15 protein-coding genes are annotated in these 16,897 nt (G+C 61.0%); 13 read left to right on the top strand and 2 right to left on the bottom strand.

Features of this window, described 5'->3' with window-relative positions:
• The first annotated feature begins 8 nt into the window (after nucleotides 1-8).
• The 12 genes from LOC22_RS06835 (at nucleotide 9) to LOC22_RS06780 (ending at nucleotide 12,065) form a co-directional block, all read left to right on the top strand.
• Nucleotides 9-1,031, top strand: coding sequence for an aromatic ring-hydroxylating oxygenase subunit alpha (locus LOC22_RS06835; RefSeq protein WP_006811913.1), 1,023 nt, complete (start codon nucleotides 9-11; stop codon nucleotides 1,029-1,031).
• Entirely contained in the window at nucleotides 1,031-1,780 is a 750-nt protein-coding gene (locus LOC22_RS06830; RefSeq protein ID WP_017382918.1) for an SDR family oxidoreductase, read from the top strand. Before LOC22_RS06835 ends, LOC22_RS06830 begins: the two co-directional genes overlap by 1 nt.
• 12 nt (nucleotides 1,781-1,792) lie before the next feature.
• Complete coding sequence (locus LOC22_RS06825; protein ID WP_230239543.1) at nucleotides 1,793-2,581, top strand: IclR family transcriptional regulator; 789 nt, start codon at nucleotides 1,793-1,795, stop codon at nucleotides 2,579-2,581.
• A gap of 78 nt (nucleotides 2,582-2,659) precedes the next feature.
• The gene (locus LOC22_RS06820; RefSeq protein ID WP_015571827.1) at nucleotides 2,660-3,586 is read left to right on the top strand and encodes a VOC family protein; all 927 of its coding nucleotides are present in this window, start codon (nucleotides 2,660-2,662) and stop codon (nucleotides 3,584-3,586) included.
• The gene (locus LOC22_RS06815) at nucleotides 3,583-4,770 is read left to right on the top strand and encodes an NAD(P)/FAD-dependent oxidoreductase (RefSeq protein WP_230239447.1); all 1,188 of its coding nucleotides are present in this window, start codon (nucleotides 3,583-3,585) and stop codon (nucleotides 4,768-4,770) included. The genes LOC22_RS06820 and LOC22_RS06815 overlap by 4 nt, the downstream gene beginning before the upstream one ends.
• Nucleotides 4,771-4,795: 25 nt before the next feature.
• Nucleotides 4,796-6,052: an MFS transporter gene (locus LOC22_RS06810; protein WP_230239446.1), complete on the top strand. Its 1,257-nt coding sequence runs from the start codon at nucleotides 4,796-4,798 to the stop codon at nucleotides 6,050-6,052.
• A gap of 10 nt (nucleotides 6,053-6,062) precedes the next feature.
• A complete protein-coding gene (locus LOC22_RS06805) occupies nucleotides 6,063-6,593 on the top strand; it encodes a cupin domain-containing protein (RefSeq protein ID WP_017382915.1) in 531 nt (176 codons plus the stop codon).
• A 10-nt stretch (nucleotides 6,594-6,603) separates the two neighbouring features.
• Nucleotides 6,604-7,374 (top strand): alpha/beta fold hydrolase, encoded by a 771-nt coding sequence (locus tag LOC22_RS06800; RefSeq protein ID WP_032619068.1) that lies wholly within the window; start codon nucleotides 6,604-6,606, stop codon nucleotides 7,372-7,374.
• The gene (locus LOC22_RS06795; protein ID WP_015571822.1) at nucleotides 7,358-8,152 is read left to right on the top strand and encodes an SDR family oxidoreductase; all 795 of its coding nucleotides are present in this window, start codon (nucleotides 7,358-7,360) and stop codon (nucleotides 8,150-8,152) included. The genes LOC22_RS06800 and LOC22_RS06795 overlap by 17 nt, the downstream gene beginning before the upstream one ends.
• A gap of 9 nt (nucleotides 8,153-8,161) precedes the next feature.
• A complete protein-coding gene (locus LOC22_RS06790) occupies nucleotides 8,162-8,932 on the top strand; it encodes an aspartate dehydrogenase (protein WP_017692699.1) in 771 nt (256 codons plus the stop codon).
• Between the two features lie 9 nt (nucleotides 8,933-8,941).
• A complete protein-coding gene (locus tag LOC22_RS06785) occupies nucleotides 8,942-10,411 on the top strand; it encodes an aldehyde dehydrogenase (RefSeq protein ID WP_230239445.1) in 1,470 nt (489 codons plus the stop codon).
• Nucleotides 10,412-10,424: 13 nt separating this feature from the next.
• Nucleotides 10,425-12,065 carry a thiamine pyrophosphate-binding protein gene (locus LOC22_RS06780; protein ID WP_230239444.1) on the top strand — a complete coding sequence of 547 codons (1,641 nt, stop codon included), beginning with the start codon at nucleotides 10,425-10,427 and terminating at the stop codon, nucleotides 12,063-12,065.
• Nucleotides 12,066-12,148: 83 nt separating this feature from the next.
• Here LOC22_RS06780 and LOC22_RS06775 read toward each other — a convergent pair whose 3' ends face one another.
• Nucleotides 12,149-13,417 (bottom strand): OprD family outer membrane porin, encoded by a 1,269-nt coding sequence (locus LOC22_RS06775; protein ID WP_230239443.1) that lies wholly within the window; start codon nucleotides 13,415-13,417, stop codon nucleotides 12,149-12,151.
• Between the two features lie 210 nt (nucleotides 13,418-13,627).
• Nucleotides 13,628-14,386 (bottom strand): M48 family metallopeptidase, encoded by a 759-nt coding sequence (locus LOC22_RS06770; RefSeq protein WP_017382909.1) that lies wholly within the window; start codon nucleotides 14,384-14,386, stop codon nucleotides 13,628-13,630.
• 272 nt (nucleotides 14,387-14,658) lie between these two features.
• Here LOC22_RS06770 and tkt point away from each other — a divergent pair, with 272 nt between their 5' ends.
• Entirely contained in the window at nucleotides 14,659-16,650 is a 1,992-nt protein-coding gene (tkt, locus tag LOC22_RS06765; RefSeq protein WP_230239442.1) for a transketolase, read from the top strand.
• Nucleotides 16,651-16,897: the final 247 nt, after the last annotated feature.

The raw sequence follows: 16,897 nt of genomic DNA, 5'->3' as shown, positions 1-16,897 counted from the left end.
GCAACGCGATGACGACGACCGTACAAAACTATCTCGATAAAGGCCTGCGCGGCCTCTGGTATCCGGTGCTCGCGAGCTGGGAAGTGCAGTCTGCGCCGGTGGGCATCACCCGCCTGGGCGAGCAGATTGTGGTCTGGCGCAATAAAGATGGCCAGGTTCAGGCGCTGGAGGACCGCTGTCCGCATCGCGGTGCGCGCCTGTCGATGGGCTGGAACCTCGGGGACCGCATTGCCTGCTGGTATCACGGCGTAGAGGTGGCGGGCAACGGCGAGGTGAAAGACGTGCCCGCCGTGGATAAATGTCCGCTGGTCGGCCAGCAGTGCGTGCGCAGCTATAATGTGCAGGAGGCGCACGGCGCTATCTTCCTGTGGTTTGGCGTCACCGCTGACCAGCAGCCGGACGAACTGACCTTCCCGGATGAACTCGCCGACACGGAAAACTTCAGCAACTTCCTCTGCACCGCCGCGTGGAAATGCAATTACCAGTACGCGCTGGAAAACGTGATGGACCCGATGCACGGCACCTATCTGCATTCGTCCTCGCACTCGATGGCGGAAGGGGATCGCAAGGCCGACATGGTGCTCCAGCCGACCAAAACCGGCTTTATTTTCGAGAAAAAAGGGCAGAGCGGCGTCAATTTCGACTGGGTTGAGCTCGGCAACAGCGGCACCTGCTGGATGCGCCTCTCCATTCCGTACAAGAAGCGCTTCGGACCGGGCGGCCACTTCTTTATCGTCGGCATGGTGGTGCCGGAAGATAACGACAACTGCCGCGTCTTCTTCTGGCGCATCCGCCGCGTGCAGGGCTGGCAGCGCGATATGTGGCGCTTCATGTACCGCAACCGTCTGGAAAAACTGCACTGGGAAGTGCTGGAGCAGGACCGTGTGGTGCTGGAAAGCCTGGCCCCAAACGCCCGCGACCATGAGTACCTGTACCAGCACGACGTCGGCCTTTCCCGCCTGCGTCGCATGATGCAAAAGGCCGCCAAAGAGCAGCTGGCGATGCGTGAAGCACAGCAGGGAGCCGCCTGATGAATGGGCTGCTGAGCGGCAAGCGCATCGTGGTGACCGGCGCCGCGCGCGGGCTGGGCTACCACTTTGCCCAGGCCTGCGCGGAGCAGGGCGCGGCGGTGGTGATGTGCGACATCCTCAAAGGCGAGCTGGCCGAGAGCGCCCACCGGCTGCGCGAGCAGGGCTATGCGATCGAATCGCACGTTATCGATCTGGCCGATCAGCACTCTATCGACCAGGTGTTCAGCGCCATTGGCGAGCAAGGGCAGATTGACGGCCTGGTGAACAACGCGGCGATGGCGACGGGCGTGGGCGGCAAAAACATGCTTGATTACGATCCGGATCTCTGGGATCGGGTGATGAGCGTCAACGTCAAAGGCACCTGGCTGGTGACGCGCGCCGCCGTGCCGCTGCTGCGCGAAGGGGCAGGCATTGTGAACGTAGCGTCCGACACCGCGCTGTGGGGCGCACCGCGCCTGATGGCCTACGTCGCCAGTAAAGGGGCCGTGATTGCCATGACCCGCTCAATGGCGCGCGAGCTTGGCGAAAAGCGCATTCGAATCAACGCCATCGCCCCGGGATTAACCCGCGTCGAGGCAACCGAATATGTCCCCGCCGAACGGCATCAGCTCTACGAAAACGGACGCGCGTTAACCGGCGCGCAGCAGCCGGAAGATGTCACCGGCAGCGTGGTCTGGCTGTTAAGCGATCTGTCACGGTTTATCACCGGACAGCTGATCCCGGTCAACGGCGGTTTTGTCTTTAATTAAGGTAGGGCGATGATGGCAAACGATCGGGAAGTGAAGTATCTGGTGCCGGGGCTGGAGCGCGGTTTACAGCTGCTGTTGGCCTTTGGCGAACAGCATCGCGATCTGACCTTTGCCGAACTGCACCGGCTGGTGGATATGCCGAAGGCCACCGCCTATCGCGTGGTACAGACGCTGGAGTACATGGGATTTCTGGAGCGCAACGCGCGCACCAATACCTTCTCGCTGGGCATGAACGTGCTGCGCCTGGGCTTTGAGTACATCGCCTCGCTTGACGTGGCCCAGGTTGGCCAGCCGGTCATCGAGCAGCTGCGCGACGTGAGCCAGTGCAGCAGCCATCTGGCGATCCGCGACGGGCGCGACATTATCTACATCGCCCGCGTCAGCGCCGCCGGGTCGCGCATCAACCAGGTCAGTATTGGTACCCGTCTGCCGGTGCACTGCACCTCGCTGGGCCGCATGCTGTTGACCGATATTTCCCGCGCTGATTTCGAACAGCTGTTCCCGCATGAGCGTCTGCCGGGCAACACGCCGGGGCAGCTTCACGACCGTGAAGCCCTGTGGCAGATGGTGCAGCAGGACAAAGCCCGCGGGTATGTCATCGGCGAATCCTTCTTCCGCCACGGCATCTCCTCCATCGTCTACCCGGTGTATGACCGAAGCGGCCGCGTGGCGGCGGTGGTCAGCATTCTGGTGCCGTCGGAGGAGATCCCGCAGAGCGACCGCGAGCGCCTGCAAAACGAGGTTCGCCTCGCGGCGGATAAAATTTCTGGCTTCTTAGGGTATTTGTCACAGGCCAGTTAAATCAGTGAGTTAACGTCAGGCGCTTGACTGCGTCGGGCATGTTTTACGCCCAATCTGGGCCAGATGAGGCAACGAACGATGAGTGTAACCGGAATTGAAAAGCTGGAATTTGGTGTGGAAGACCTGACGCACTGCGCCAAATTTATGCGTGATTTTGGCCTGACGGGCGATGCCAGCGGCCAGCGTTTCACCACCCTGAGCGGTGCGCGCGTGGAGCTTAACCCGATCGACAGCCCCGACCTGCCGCCCGCGTTTGAAGCGGGCAACACCCTGCGCCGCATGACCTGGGCGGTTGCCAGCCAGTCTGACCTGGACGCGCTGCGCCCGAAGCTGGCGCAACAGCCAGGTTTTCGTGAAGTGGGCGACGCGCTGGAGTGCCTGGACCCGAACGGCATGACGCTGCGCGTGCAGGTGACCCAGCAAACTGACGTGGAGCTGAACGTCGAGCCAATTAACCAGTGGGGCGATGCCCGCCGTATCGACACCCCCAGCCCGGTTTACGATCGCGCCCAGCCGATCAACGTGGGGCATGTGGTGTTCTTCGTGGAAGAGCTGGCGGCAGTGGAGAAATTCTACCGCGAGGTGCTCGGCTTCCAGGTCTCGGACCGCTATATCAACCGCGCCGTGTTCCTGCGCTGCGGCGTGCGCGGCGGCCATCACAACCTGTTCCTGCTGCAACTGCCGAACCGCAAGCGCGGCCTCAACCACGTGGCCTTCACCGTGCGCGACATCCACGAGGTGATCGGCGGCGGTATCGCGATGAATAAACATGACTGGAGCACCTTTATCGGGCCGGGCCGTCATCCGGTGTCGTCGGCGTACTTCTGGTACGTCAACAGCCCGACCGGCGGGGCGTTTGAGTATTACACCAACGATGATTATCTGACGGAAAACTGGCAGCCGCGTGAGCTGGAGCATTCGCTGGTCTCCTTTACCGAGTGGGCGGTGGAAGGCGGGATTGACCACGACACGCGCCGTCAGCAGAAAAAGCCGGAGGCGGTATGACGTCGCGCATTGTCATTATCGGCGGCGGTCAGGCGGGCGGCTGGGCGGCGAAAACCCTGCGCGATGAGGGTTTCGACGGCGAGATTTGCGTGGTAGCGGAAGAAAAGTGGGATTTCTACGAGCGCCCGCCGCTGTCGAAAGCGTCTTTGCTGGAGCCGGACGCGGGGCTTCCGCGCCTGTTTAGCGACGAGGTGCAGCAGGCGCTGAACCTGGCCTGGTACCGGCCGCTGCGCGCTGAATCTGTCGATCGCGATGAGAAAAAAGTCGTTCTTAGCAACGGCGAGCGGCTTAGTTACAACATCCTTTTAATCGCTACCGGCGGTCGGGCGCGCCTGCCTTCGCAGGCGTGGGCCAGCCATCCGCAGGTCTATACCCTGCGCCACTGGCAGGACGCGCAGCGCCTGAAAAGTCGTCTGGCGGAAAGTAAAAAACTGGCGATCGTCGGCGGCGGCTGGATCGGACTGGAGATTGCTGCCTCGGCGCGGAAAAGCGGCGTGGCGGTCACCCTGTTCGAGCAGCAGCCCGCGCTGTGCATGCGCTCGGTGAGCGGCGAGGTGTCGCAGCGCCTGGAGGCCATCCACCGCGAGCAGGGGGTGGAGATCCGTACCGGCTGCGGTGCGCTGGAGCTGGAGGACGACGGCGGCCTGCCGGTCATCCACTGCGACGGCCAGCGTGAAACCTTTGATGCGGTCGTGGTCGGGATCGGCGTCGATCTCAATCTGGAGCTGGCGCGCGATGCGGGGCTGAAAACCGGGCGCGGGATCGTGGTGGATGCCCAGGGACGCACGTCGGATCCGTTCATCTTTGCCGCAGGAGATGTCGCCCAGCACCATCACTACGGCTTGTGCATCCAGTCCTGGGCCTTCGCCCAGAATCAGGCGGTGGCGACGGCGAAAGCGATGCTCAACCCGGATGCGCCAGGCTACGACGACGCGCCGTGGCTGTGGTCGGATCAATACCAGCACAATATTCAGATCCTTGGTATTCCGCAGCCAGGCAGCAGAACGGTCGTGCGTGAAGAGGCGCTGTACTTCTCGCTGGACGACAACGGGCGGCTGACGCAGCTGGTAGCGTTCAACGACGCGCGCACCGTCAAGCTGGCGAAGCGCTGGATGGCAGCGGGGCGGGATTTATCGGACGTACCGCTCGGCGACCCGGCTTTTTCACTGATGTCATTGCGATAGCTAACCCGCACCCGTAGGGGGAGAGATGACCACACTAGAGACTAACACCGCACCGGTTGAGGCGAGCGGTGAGGGGACCCGCACGCCCGAAAAAGCGGTGCGCTGGGCCATCCCGCTGTCGCTGCTGGCCTGCGTGCTGCTGGCGTTTTTCGACAAAATCAGCATCGCGGCGCTCTTTTCGGATACCCATTTCCAGCAGGCGATGGGCATTGATTTCGACACCACGCGTCTCGGCATTTTGATGAGCGCTTTCCTGCTGAGCTATGGCTTCTCATCGGTGTTTTTAAGCGGTTTGGGCGACAAAATCGCGCCGCTGCGCCTGCTCACCGGGATGATGGCGGTGTGGTGCGTGCTGATGGTGGCGATGGGCTTTACCCATAACTACACGCTGATGATCGTCCTGCGTATTCTGCTGGGCGTGGCGGAAGGACCGCTGTTCCCGCTGGCCTTCGCCATCGTACGTCACAACTTCCCCCAGCATTTGCAGGCGCGCGCCACCATGCTGTGGCTGCTGGGGACCCCGGTGGGCGCGGCGATTGGTTTCCCGCTTTCCCTCTGGCTGCTGAACACCTTTGGCTGGCAGAGCACTTTCTTTGTGATGGCCATGCTTACCGTGCCGGTGCTTATCTTTGTGCGCATTGGTCTGCGCGGGATCCGCCTGGAGGCAAAACCCGGCACCTCGCAGGCGTCCCGGTACGAGCGGCGCGCGGCGCGGCGTGAGCTGTTCGTCAGCCCGCACTTCTGGATCATCTGCATCTTTAATATCGCTTTCCTGACCTATCTGTGGGGCATCAACGGCTGGCTGCCGGGCTACCTGATCAAAGGCAAAGGCATTCATCTGGAGCACGCGGGCTGGCTGTCGTCGATGCCGTTCATCGCCATGCTGGCAGGGGAAGTGATTGGCGCGTGGCTCTCGGACAGGGTCGATAAGCGCGCGGCGGCATGCTTTATCTCCATGGCGGGGGCGGCCGTCGGGCTGGCGGCGGTGATGCACCTTGATACCCCGCTGGCCGTCATCGCGGCGATGAGCTTCAGCACCTTTATGTGGGGCACCGGCGCACCCAACATTTTCGCCCTGCTGGCGAAGGCCACCCATCCCCGGGTGAGCGCCACGGCGGGCGGTATCTTCAACGGGCTGGGAAACTTTGCGGGCGCGCTGTCGCCGGCGGTGATGGGCGCGCTTATCGCCTTCACCCACAGCATGGATTCCGGGCTGATTTTTCTGGCGGTGATGGCGGCGGTGGGCTGCGTCCTGTTACTGCCGCTGCTGAGACGTTACTGAGGAGAGTGTCATGACTGATTCAACCGTAACCAACAAAACGGGCATCAAACCTGACCATCTGACGATGGAAGAGTGGGTCGAGTCGCGCATCGCGCGCTTCGAAGGGCGCAAATACGACTGGAACGCGCTGAAGTTCCAGGCCGATTTTGACCCGAAATACCGCCGGGCGCAGATGCGCTATATCGGCACCGGCGCAACGGGCGTCGCGAACGACACCAACACCGTGCAGGCGGACCATTTTACCTTCTCCACCATGGTGCTGCCGTCGAAGTGCGAAGGGCCGCTGCACCTGCACGACGACGTGGAAGAGGTGTTCTTCATGCTCAAGGGGCAGATCACGCTGATGATCCAGGACGGCGACAACTACACAGAAACTGTGCTGCGTGAGCGTGACCTGATCTCCGTTCCGCCGGGCATCTATCGCGGCCTGTTTAACCACGGCGAAGAAGAAGCGCTGATGTGCGTCATGCTGGGGACCAACAAGCCGGAAATCCCAACCTATCCGTCCGACCATCCGCTTTCCAAAGTGAAGCGGAACTAAGGGGGGCATGATGACGGGTTTTCGTGAACAGGGAAGCGGTATTCCGCTGATGCTGCTGCACGGGATCAGCTCCGGCGCCGCTTCCTGGCACAAGCAAATGGCGCTGAACGGTTTTCGCGTGCTGGCGTGGGACATGCCCGGTTACGGCGAAAGCCCGATGCTGGCCGTAGCGCGGGCGAACGCGGGGGATTACGCCGACGCGCTGGCGGCGATGCTGGATCGCGCCGGTGTCTGGCAGGCAGTGCTGGTCGGCCATTCCCTGGGGGCGCTGGTGGCCAGCGCCTTTGCGGCAAAGTTCCCGGATCGCGTCATTCATCTGGTGCTGGCCGACGCCGCACAGGGGTACGGCAATGCCGCGCCGGAGCAGCGGGAGCAGGTCTGGCGTAACCGCGAGCAGCAGATGGCGCTGGGGGGCGACATCCTCGCCCAGACCCGCGCCGCGAAGCTGCTGCGCCCCGGCGCGCGCGCGGAAGATATCGCCACCGTCGCGGCGGGCATGCGGGCGCTGCGCCCGGAAGGCTACCTCGCTGCCGCATGGATGCTGGCACATGACGACATTCACGGCTGGCTTAAACGCTACTCCGGCACGTTTGAAGTCTGGTGCGGCGAGCAGGATGCCATCACCCAGCCGGAACTGGTTCAGGGTCTGGCGCTGCGCTACGGCATGCCGTTTATCGCCATTCCGCAGGCCGGGCACGCCAGCTATCTCGATAACGACGCGTTTTTCAACCAACAGCTTTTACGCATTAACGAAGAGGTGCGCGATGAATGCACAAATTGACGGGCGCGTAGCGGTCGTTACCGGCGGTTCTTCCGGCATTGGCTTTGAAACGCTGCGCCTGCTGCTGGGTGAAGGGGCGAAAGTCGCCTTCTGCGGCCGTGACCCGGACCGGCTCGCCAGCGCCCATGCGACGCTGCAAAACGAATTTCCTCACGGGGAGATTTTTGCTTACCGCTGCGACGTGCTGAACGCCGACGAAGTTCAGGCCTTTGCGGATGCGGTGCAGGCGCGCTTTGGCGCGGCGGATATGCTGATCAACAACGCCGGGCAGGGCTACGTGGCGCACTTCCATGATACCCCGCGCGAGGCGTGGCTGCACGAAGCCGAACTCAAACTGTTCGGGGTGATTAACCCGGTGCAGGCGTTTCAGCCTCTGCTGGAGCAGTCCGACATTGCCTCTGTTACCTGTGTGAACTCCCTGCTGGCGCTACAGCCGGAGGAGCATATGATCGCCACCTCTGCCGCTCGTGCCGCGCTGCTGAACATGACGCTGACGCTGTCGAAAGAGCTGGTGGGCAAAGGTATTCGCGTCAATTCCATTCTGCTCGGCATGGTGGAATCCGGCCAGTGGCAGCGCCGCTTTGAAAACCGGGCGGACAAAAGCCAGAGCTGGCCGGAATGGACGGCGGATATCGCGCGCAAGCGCGGCATTCCGATGGCGCGCCTCGGCAAGCCGCAGGAGCCCGCGCAGGCGCTGCTGTTCCTCGCTTCGCCGCTGGCCTCGTTTACCACCGGCGCGGCGCTGGACGTTTCCGGCGGCTTCTGCCGCCATCTGTAAGGACACATCATGAAAAAGGTAATGTTGATTGGTTTTGGCGCCATGGCGCAGGCGGTGATTGAGCGCCTGCCCGCCGGCGTGGCTATCGGCTGGATCGTGGCGCGCGCGTCTCACCATGCCGCCATTCACGACCAGTTTGGCGATGCGGTTGAGGCGCTGACGTCGCCGATGGCGTGCGCACAAACGCCGGATCTGGTGCTGGAATGCGCCAGCCAGCAGGCGGTGGCCCAGTACGGGGAAGAGATCCTGCGTCGCGGCTGGCATCTGGCCGTCATTTCCACCGGCGCGCTGGCGGACAGCGCGCTGGAGCAGCGTCTGCTCGCTGCGGGCGGAAAAATGACCCTGCTTTCCGGTGCGGTGGCCGGTATCGACGGGCTGGCGGCGGCGAAAGAGGGCGGCCTTGAGCGCGTTACCTATCAGTCGCGCAAAAGCCCGGCCAGCTGGCGCGGCAGCTATGCCGAGCAGCTTATCGATCTGAATGCGGTGTCAGAGGCAAAGGTCTTTTTTGAAGGCAGCGCCCGCGAGGCGGCGCGGCTGTTCCCGGCGAACGCCAACGTGGCGGCGACCGTGGCGCTCGGCGGCGTCGGGATGGACGACACCCGCGTGCAGCTGATGGTTGACCCGGCAACGAAACGTAACACCCACACGCTCCATGTGGAAGGATTGTTCGGCGAGTTTCATCTGGAGCTGAGCGGACTGCCGCTGGCTTCTAATCCTAAAACCTCCACCCTGGCGGCACTGAGCGCGGTGCGCGCCTGCCGCGAGCTGGCCCTGAGCTGAGGAGAGACGATGGACGATCTGAAGATTTTTATCGGCGGCCAGTGGCGACACGGCGGCGGCAACCCGATGCAGAGCCACTTCCCGGCAGACGGGTCGATCAACGCGACGCTGAACGCCGCCAGTCTGGATGACCTGGAGGAGGCGGTAGACGCCGGAGAGCGCGCCTGGCGCGATCCCGCCTGGCGTAACAGCCTGCCGCATATGCGCGCGAAGATCCTGTATAAGGTTGCCGATCTCATTGAATCCCGCGTCGACGCGCTGGCGCAGATGCAGAGCCGTGATAACGGCAAGCCGCTGGCGGAAGCGCGCGGGCTGGTGATGAGCGCGGCGGGAACGGCGCGCTACTTTGCCGCCGCCTGCGAGCTGCTGGAAGGGGAACTGCCCACGCCGCGCCAGCCGGATCTGCTGACGCTGAGCCGCTATGAGCCGCTCGGCGTGGTGGCGGCCATCACGCCGTGGAACTCGCCGATTGCCAGCGAAATGCAGAAGGTCGCACCGGCGATTGCCGCCGGGAACGCGGTGATCCTCAAGCCCGCCGAAGCCACGCCGCTGATGGCGCTGGAGCTGGCGCGGATTTTTGAACAGGCCGGGCTGCCCGCCGGGCTGCTGAGCGTGCTGCCGGGCAAAGGCTCGGTGATTGGCGATGCGCTGGCGCGCCATCCTCGCGTGCGCAAAATCTCCTTTACCGGTGGAACCACCACGGGCCGCCATCTGGCGCACGTGGCGGCGGAAAAACTGATCCCGGCCTCGCTGGAGCTGGGCGGCAAATCGCCGACCATCGTGCTGGAGGATGCTGATATCGAACAGGCCGCACGCGGGATCTGCTATGGCATTTTCAGCTCGGCGGGGCAGGCGTGTATCGCCGGGTCGCGGCTGTTTATCCACGAGAGCATTTACGCCCCGCTGATGGCGAGGCTGCTGGAATTAACTCGCGGGCTGCGCGTCGGACACCCGTTTACCGACGGCGTGCATGTCGGACCGCTGATCGGCGAAAAACATCGCCTGAGCGTGATCGAGTACGTCGAACTGGCGAAGCGCGAAGGGGGCCGCGTGCTGTGCGGCGGTGAGATACCCGCCGATCCCGCTCTGGCAAACGGCAGCTTTTTCCTGCCCACGATTATCGAAGGGCTGAGCAACAGCGCCCGCGCCTGTCAGGAAGAGATCTTCGGCCCGGTGCTGGTGGCGATGCCGTTTGCCGATGAAGCCACGCTTATCCGCGAGGCGAACGACTCGGTTTACGGCCTGGCGGCGGGGATCTGGACACGCGATACCGGTCGCGCCCTGCGTCTCAGCGAGCAGCTGGAGGCAGGCACGGTGTGGATCAACACCTACAAAGTCTTTGCGATTTCGACCCCGTTCGGGGGCTTTAAAGAGAGCGGTCTGGGCCGCGAGAAGGGTATCCAGGGGCTGAAAGCCTGGATGCAACAAAAGAGCATTTATCTGGCGACGGGTAACAGCGTCAACCACTGGTGCGACTGAGAAAGGGTGAGCAATGAGCGAAATGATAACCGTCGGCGACGCCATCGCCAGAACGCTGGAGCAGTATCAGGTTGAGGCCATCTATGGCGTCATCTCTATTCACAACCTGCCGATCGCGGATGCGGTTGGGCAGCGGGGCAATATCCGCTTTGTGCCCGCGCGCGGTGAAGCCGGTTCCGTCACCATGGCCGACGCCCACGGGCGCTTTTCCGGCCTCGGCGTGGCGCTGACCAGCACCGGCGCGGGGGCGGGTAATGCGGTAGGCGCGCTGGTGGAAGCCATGAATGCCTGCACGCCGCTGCTGCATTTAACCGGGCAGGTTGAGAAAGCCTGGCTGGACGCCGACACCGGGTTTATCCATGAAACCCGTGACCAGCTGACCTTCCTGAAGGCCAGCTCAAAACGGGCGTACCGCATCAGCAATGCGAATCAGGCGATAGCGATTCTGCATAAAGCTATCCAGGACGCGCAGACCGCGCCATGCGGACCGGTCTCGGTGGAAATCCCGATTGATATTCAGGGCGCCAAAATTCCGCTGTCGCTGGTGACTAAACCGGTTAAACCGGCATCGGTTCCAGCCGTGGATACCGGAATGGTTGACGCGCTGTGGGCGCAGCTCAAGCAGGCGAAACAGCCGCTGCTGTGGCTGGGGGGCGGGGCGCTGGGCAGCGCTGAGGCGGTGAAAACGCTGGCGGATGCGGGCATCACCGTGATTTCCAGCACCCACGCGCGCGGCGTGCTGCCGGACAGCCACCGCGCCAGCCTTCGCGCGTTCCACAACTCGCCGTCGGTTGAGGCCCTGATTGCGCAGTGTGATTTTACGCTGGTGGCCGGTTCTCGCCTGCGCAGCAACGAAACCCGATCCTGGACGCTTGAGCTGCCTTCCCCGCGGGTGCAGATCGATATCGACCCGGCGGCAGCAAGCCGTAACTACCTGATGGATAGCACGTTGATAGCCGATTGTTCAGCGGTGCTTGGCGCGCTGGCCGCAAAAGTACAGGGCCGCGAGTGGGGCAGTCCCCAGTGGGATATGCAGGTGCAGCAGGCGGTCGGGCAAGCCGAACAGGGGCTGCGCGAGCAGTGCGGCGCCTATGCGAAGCTTAACGACGCCATAGCAAAAGCCCTGCCGACAGACGGCCTGCTGGTGCGCGATATCACCGTGTCCGGCAGCCTGTGGGGTAGCCGCCTGTTCAGGGCTAACGGTCCGATGATGAACATTCACTCCCTCGCCGGGGCGATTGGTATGGGGCTGCCGATGGCGATCGGCACCGCGATTGCCAACCCGCAGCGCAAGGTGGTGGGGCTGGTGGGCGACGGCGGCCTGAGCCTCAATTTAGGCGAGCTGGCGACGCTGGCGCAGGAGAAAGCCAACGTGACGCTGCTGGTCATGAACGACGGCGGCTACGGCGTAATGCGTGGTATTCAGGATAAATATTTTGGCGGGCGTCAGTACTATAACGAACTGCATACGCCGGACTTTACCCTGCTGGCGCAGGCGATTGGCCTTCAGGCGTGGAGCGTTGAGCGGGCAGAGGATTTTGATGCGGTGATGACGGAGGCGCTGACGATGCCGGGGCCGTCGGTAGTGGAAGTGCGGATGGGGCAGATTGGCGCCCTTAAGTTTGCGGGGCCGCCGCAGAAGACGCTTTACTAGCTGTTTCCCCCTCATCCTAACCCTCTTCCACAGGGAGAAAACGGTAGGCCGGGTAAGGCGAAGCCGCCACCCGGCTTTTTTCATCAGAACACGTTAAACGGGTATTCCACGTAAGCGCGGATCTCGTCCCCGCCCACGTTGTACTCGCTGGCGTTTCTGGAGACGCGCAGTACGGAGTAGCGCAGCTTCAGCTTCAGATCTTTCGCCGGGCCATCCTGCACCTGGTACTGGATCTGGTTAAACCACTCGTGCTCTTTGCCATTGCTGGTTTCAGAGGTTTTGATGTTATCGCCGCGCACGTAGGCGGTGGTCCAGCTCAGGCCCGGTAAACCAAGGCCGCCAAAGTCCAGACCGTAGGATGCCTGCCAGGAACGTTCATCTTCGCCGTTGAAATCAGACCAGTAGGAGTTCGCCAGCCAGATGGTGTTACCGCCGTCACCCACGCCGCCTTTGTCGCGATAGCCGCCGTAGTTGTAGCCGGTACTGCCGCTGCTCTGCTGGTACGCCACTTTGAACGTGTGAATGTCCCAGATATAGCTCGCTGCCAGGCTCCAGATGGTGTTGCTGCGGCCCGTGTTGAGGCTGTCCGCGTAATGCTGGTCGAGACGGGAGTTATAGCCGTTGAAGTCGAGCACCAGCTGCTGCCCGGTACTGAACGGCTGTTTGAAGTTCATGCCCAGGTACTGCTTGTTCATCACCTCTTCGTTATGAGAGGCGTACAGCGCGCCGCTGAAATGGTCGTTAAACTGATAGCTCGCACCGCCGAAGGAGAGGCTCTTCAGTCCGCTGTCGTGGCGGTCATCGCTTTTACGCTGCTCGTCGGTGAAGTAACCGGCGTTGACTTCCAGACCGTCGATCTCTTTCGAGGTCAGCATGGTGCCGGTGTAGCTTTCAAACAGCAGGCGGGAGCTGTCGGCATTCACGATGGGCAGCTCAGGGCGCTGATTCCCGTAGCTCAGTACGGTATTGGAGATGCGCATTTTGGCGGTTGCGCCAAACTTTGCCAGATCGGATTTTGCCCGGCCGTCGTCTTCCTGCTTAAAGAAGTCGATGCCGCCCGCGCCGCTCTTGCCGCGGCCACCGTCCAGACGCACGCCATACTGCGCGATACCGTCCACGCCGAAGCCCACCAGCCCTTCGGTATAGCCGGATGCAAACGTGGCGATGATCCCCTGACCCCATTCGGCTTTGTCCTGCTGGCCCTGATGGTAGTCGCGGCTGATATACGCATTGCGTAAAAACAGATCCAGATGGCTGTCGTCAATAAAACCCTTGCTGTCGGATTGCTGGCTTGCGGCGGCAGGTAATGCGGCAAATAAACTTAAAGCAATTAATGATAATTCTTTTTTCACGGAGGGAACGTCTCTGTCTGGATATATTAATTTGAATAACTGCGGAAGAGATAATTACCGGAAAAAGTAACCTTTGCAATAATTATGTGACCAGACATTTCAGAGTGGCAGGGTAGATTTGGCGGGGCTTTCAGGGGTGTTATCGATACGTGCTTTTAAGTTAACAATTCATGCGAAATAAAAAGGAGGCAAAACTGCCTCCTTCTGAAATTATTTAATTCCGTCTGCCGCCATACGGTCGCGAATATGCTGCGCACGCTCTTCCGAAGCCGGGTGATCGTCAAACATGGAGCTTTGACGGCCCTCCTCCAGTTTCGCCAGTTTTTCGAAGCTGGTAGCTAAACCCGATGGATTGATGCCGCGTTTGCGCAACAGATCGTAAGAGTAGTCATCCGCTTCCGACTCCTGACGCTGGGAGAACTGCGAGTTCACCAGTTTTTCGCCCACGTCGCCCAGCTGCGACTGGGACAGGCTGCCGACGATGCCGCCCGCAGAGGCCGCCGCTGCGCGCACGGCATTGGTGCCCAGCGCAACCTGCATCCCTTTCTTCACGTGACCCAGTGCAACGTGACCCATTTCATGGCCGATCACCGCTTCCACTTCGTTGTCGGTCATCATGTCCATCAGGCCGCTGTAAACGCGGATACAGCCGTTCGCCATCGCAAAGGCGTTGACGTCTTTCGCCATATACACCTTGTAGTTCACCGGCTGACCGTTAATGTTGTCGCCCAGCGCGGAAGCAATCTTGTTCAGACGCTGCGTGTAGGTGCTGTTTGCCGGGGCAAGCGTAGCTTTTCCATCCATATCCTTACAGGCCTCGTCGCTCAACGCTTTCACCTGCGCATCGCTCAATGAGTAGGCCTGAAAAGCTTCTGCGCCTGAGGTCATCAGGCCGTTAGAATCCATATTCTGACAGCCGCTTAGCAGGAGCGTTGTTCCCACAGCCAGCCCGATTGCACGCATTTTCATGATGTTGCTTCCGTACTCGTTAATCTGAATTAATTCCGAAAAATGCACCGTCAACGAAGCCGGTGTCGGGCTAAGTATAAGGAATATCGACAGAGGCGGGCGAGCAGATTGCGCAACATGCGAGCATGATCCAGAGATTTCTTAAGCTGCAAAAGAATGGTCCATGTACATGCCCTGCGGCTTGGGTTACATTGTTGGCACTTTTTTCCGGCGTAGCCCAAAACGCGCTGTCGTCAAGGGCATGGCCTTTAACAGTCCGATCTGGAGTTAAAATGTCCTCACGTAAAGAGCTTGCTAATGCTATTCGTGCGCTGAGCATGGACGCAGTACAGAAAGCCAAATCCGGCCACCCGGGCGCCCCTATGGGCATGGCTGACATCGCCGAAGTCCTGTGGCGTGATTTCCTTAACCACAACCCGCAGAACCCGGCATGGGCAGACCGCGACCGTTTCGTGCTGTCTAACGGCCACGGCTCTATGCTGATCTACAGCCTGCTGCACCTCACTGGCTACGATCTGCCAATTGAAGAGCTGAAAAACTTCCGTCAGCTGCACTCCAAAACTCCAGGTCACCCGGAAGTGGGCTACACCGCTGGCGTTGAAACCACTACCGGTCCGCTAGGTCAGGGCATCGCTAACGCCGTAGGGATGGCGATTGCAGAGAAGACCCTGGCGGCGCAGTTTAACCGTCCTGGCCACGACATCGTTGACCACTTCACCTACGCCTTCCTGGGCGACGGCTGCATGATGGAGGGCATTTCTCACGAAGTGTGCTCTCTGGCAGGCACCCTGAAGCTGGGTAAACTGGTTGCGTTCTACGACGACAACGGCATCTCCATCGACGGTCATGTTGAAGGCTGGTTCACTGACGACACCGCCGCACGTTTCGAAGCCTACGGCTGGCACGTTGTGCGCGGCGTTGATGGCCACGATGCTGACTCGATTAAACGTGCCGTAGAAGAAGCGCGCGCCGTGACCGACAAACCGTCCCTGCTGATGTGCAAAACCATCATCGGCTTCGGTTCTCCGAACAAAGCGGGCACTCACGACTCCCACGGCGCACCGCTGGGCGACGCGGAAATTGCACTGACCCGTGAAGCACTTGGCTGGAAACACCCTGCCTTCGAAATCCCGTCTGAAATCTACGCTCAGTGGGATGCGAAAGAAGTGGGCCATGCGAAAGAAGCGGCCTGGAACGAGAAGTTCGCGGCATACGCGAAAGCCTTCCCTCAGGAAGCGGCTGAATTCACCCGTCGTATGAAAGGCGACATGCCGTCTGACTTCGACGCTAAAGCGAACGAGTTCATCGCGAAGTTGCAGGCGAACCCAGCCAAGATCGCCAGCCGTAAAGCATCTCAGAATGCGATCGAAGCGTTTGGCCCTCTGCTTCCAGAATTCCTCGGCGGCTCCGCTGACCTGGCGCCATCAAACCTGACCCTGTGGTCCGGATCTAAGCCAATCAACGAAGATACTGCCGGTAACTACATCCATTACGGTGTACGTGAATTCGGGATGACCGCGATTGCCAACGGTATCGCTCTGCACGGTGGTTTCCTGCCGTACACCTCTACCTTCCTGATGTTTGTGGAATATGCACGTAACGCCGTGCGTATGGCTGCGCTGATGAAACAGCGTCAGGTGATGGTCTACACCCACGACTCCATCGGTCTGGGCGAAGACGGTCCTACCCACCAGCCAGTAGAGCAGGTGGCTTCCCTGCGCGTGACCCCGAACATGAGCACATGGCGTCCATGTGACCAGGTTGAATCTGCGGTGGCGTGGAAATACGGCGTTGAGCGTCATGATGGCCCGACCGCACTGATCCTCTCCCGTCAGAACCTGGCGCAGCAGGAGCGTACCCCAGAGCAGCTGGCAAACATCGCGCGCGGTGGTTACGTGCTGAAAGATTGCGCAGGCCAGCCTGAGCTGATCTTCATCGCGACCGGTTCTGAAGTTGAACTGGCCGTTGCCGCATGGGAAAAACTGACTGCCGAAGGCGTGAAAGCGCGCGTGGTCTCCATGCCGTCTACCGATGCGTTCGACAAGCAGGATGCCGCGTACCGCGAATCCGTACTGCCTAAAGCGGTCTCCGCTCGCGTGGCGGTGGAGGCGGGTATCGCTGACTACTGGTTCAAATACGTGGGCCTGAACGGTGCTATCGTCGGTATGACCACGTTCGGTGAGTCTGCGCCGGCTGAACAGCTGTTTGAAGAGTTCGGCTTCACCGTTGAGAACGTTGTCGCTAAGGCGAAAGAACTGCTGTAATTGCCGTTTTGCCCGGTGGCGCTAACGCTTACCGGGCCTACAAATGGCATAAAATGTAGGCCGGGTAAGCGTTAGCGCCACCCGGCTTTTTTGTATGCACGATTCCTCAGACATGTAACTGCTCTGTAAATTATTCCACCGAAAATGTGATGCAAGTCATATAGCTCGCTTATTCATCTGGACAGAGATTCCTTTTATTCCCCGATTCGCTTATTCTTGCTGAAGCGTTTCAGTCGATTAAATGTTC

It is taken from the genome of Enterobacter sp. AN-K1 (genome assembly GCF_020971765.1).
Classification (GTDB): domain Bacteria; phylum Pseudomonadota; class Gammaproteobacteria; order Enterobacterales; family Enterobacteriaceae; genus Enterobacter; species Enterobacter hormaechei_C.
The sequence above is the reverse complement of the archived record's forward strand: the minus strand, read 5'-3'. Positions and strand labels throughout refer to the sequence as shown.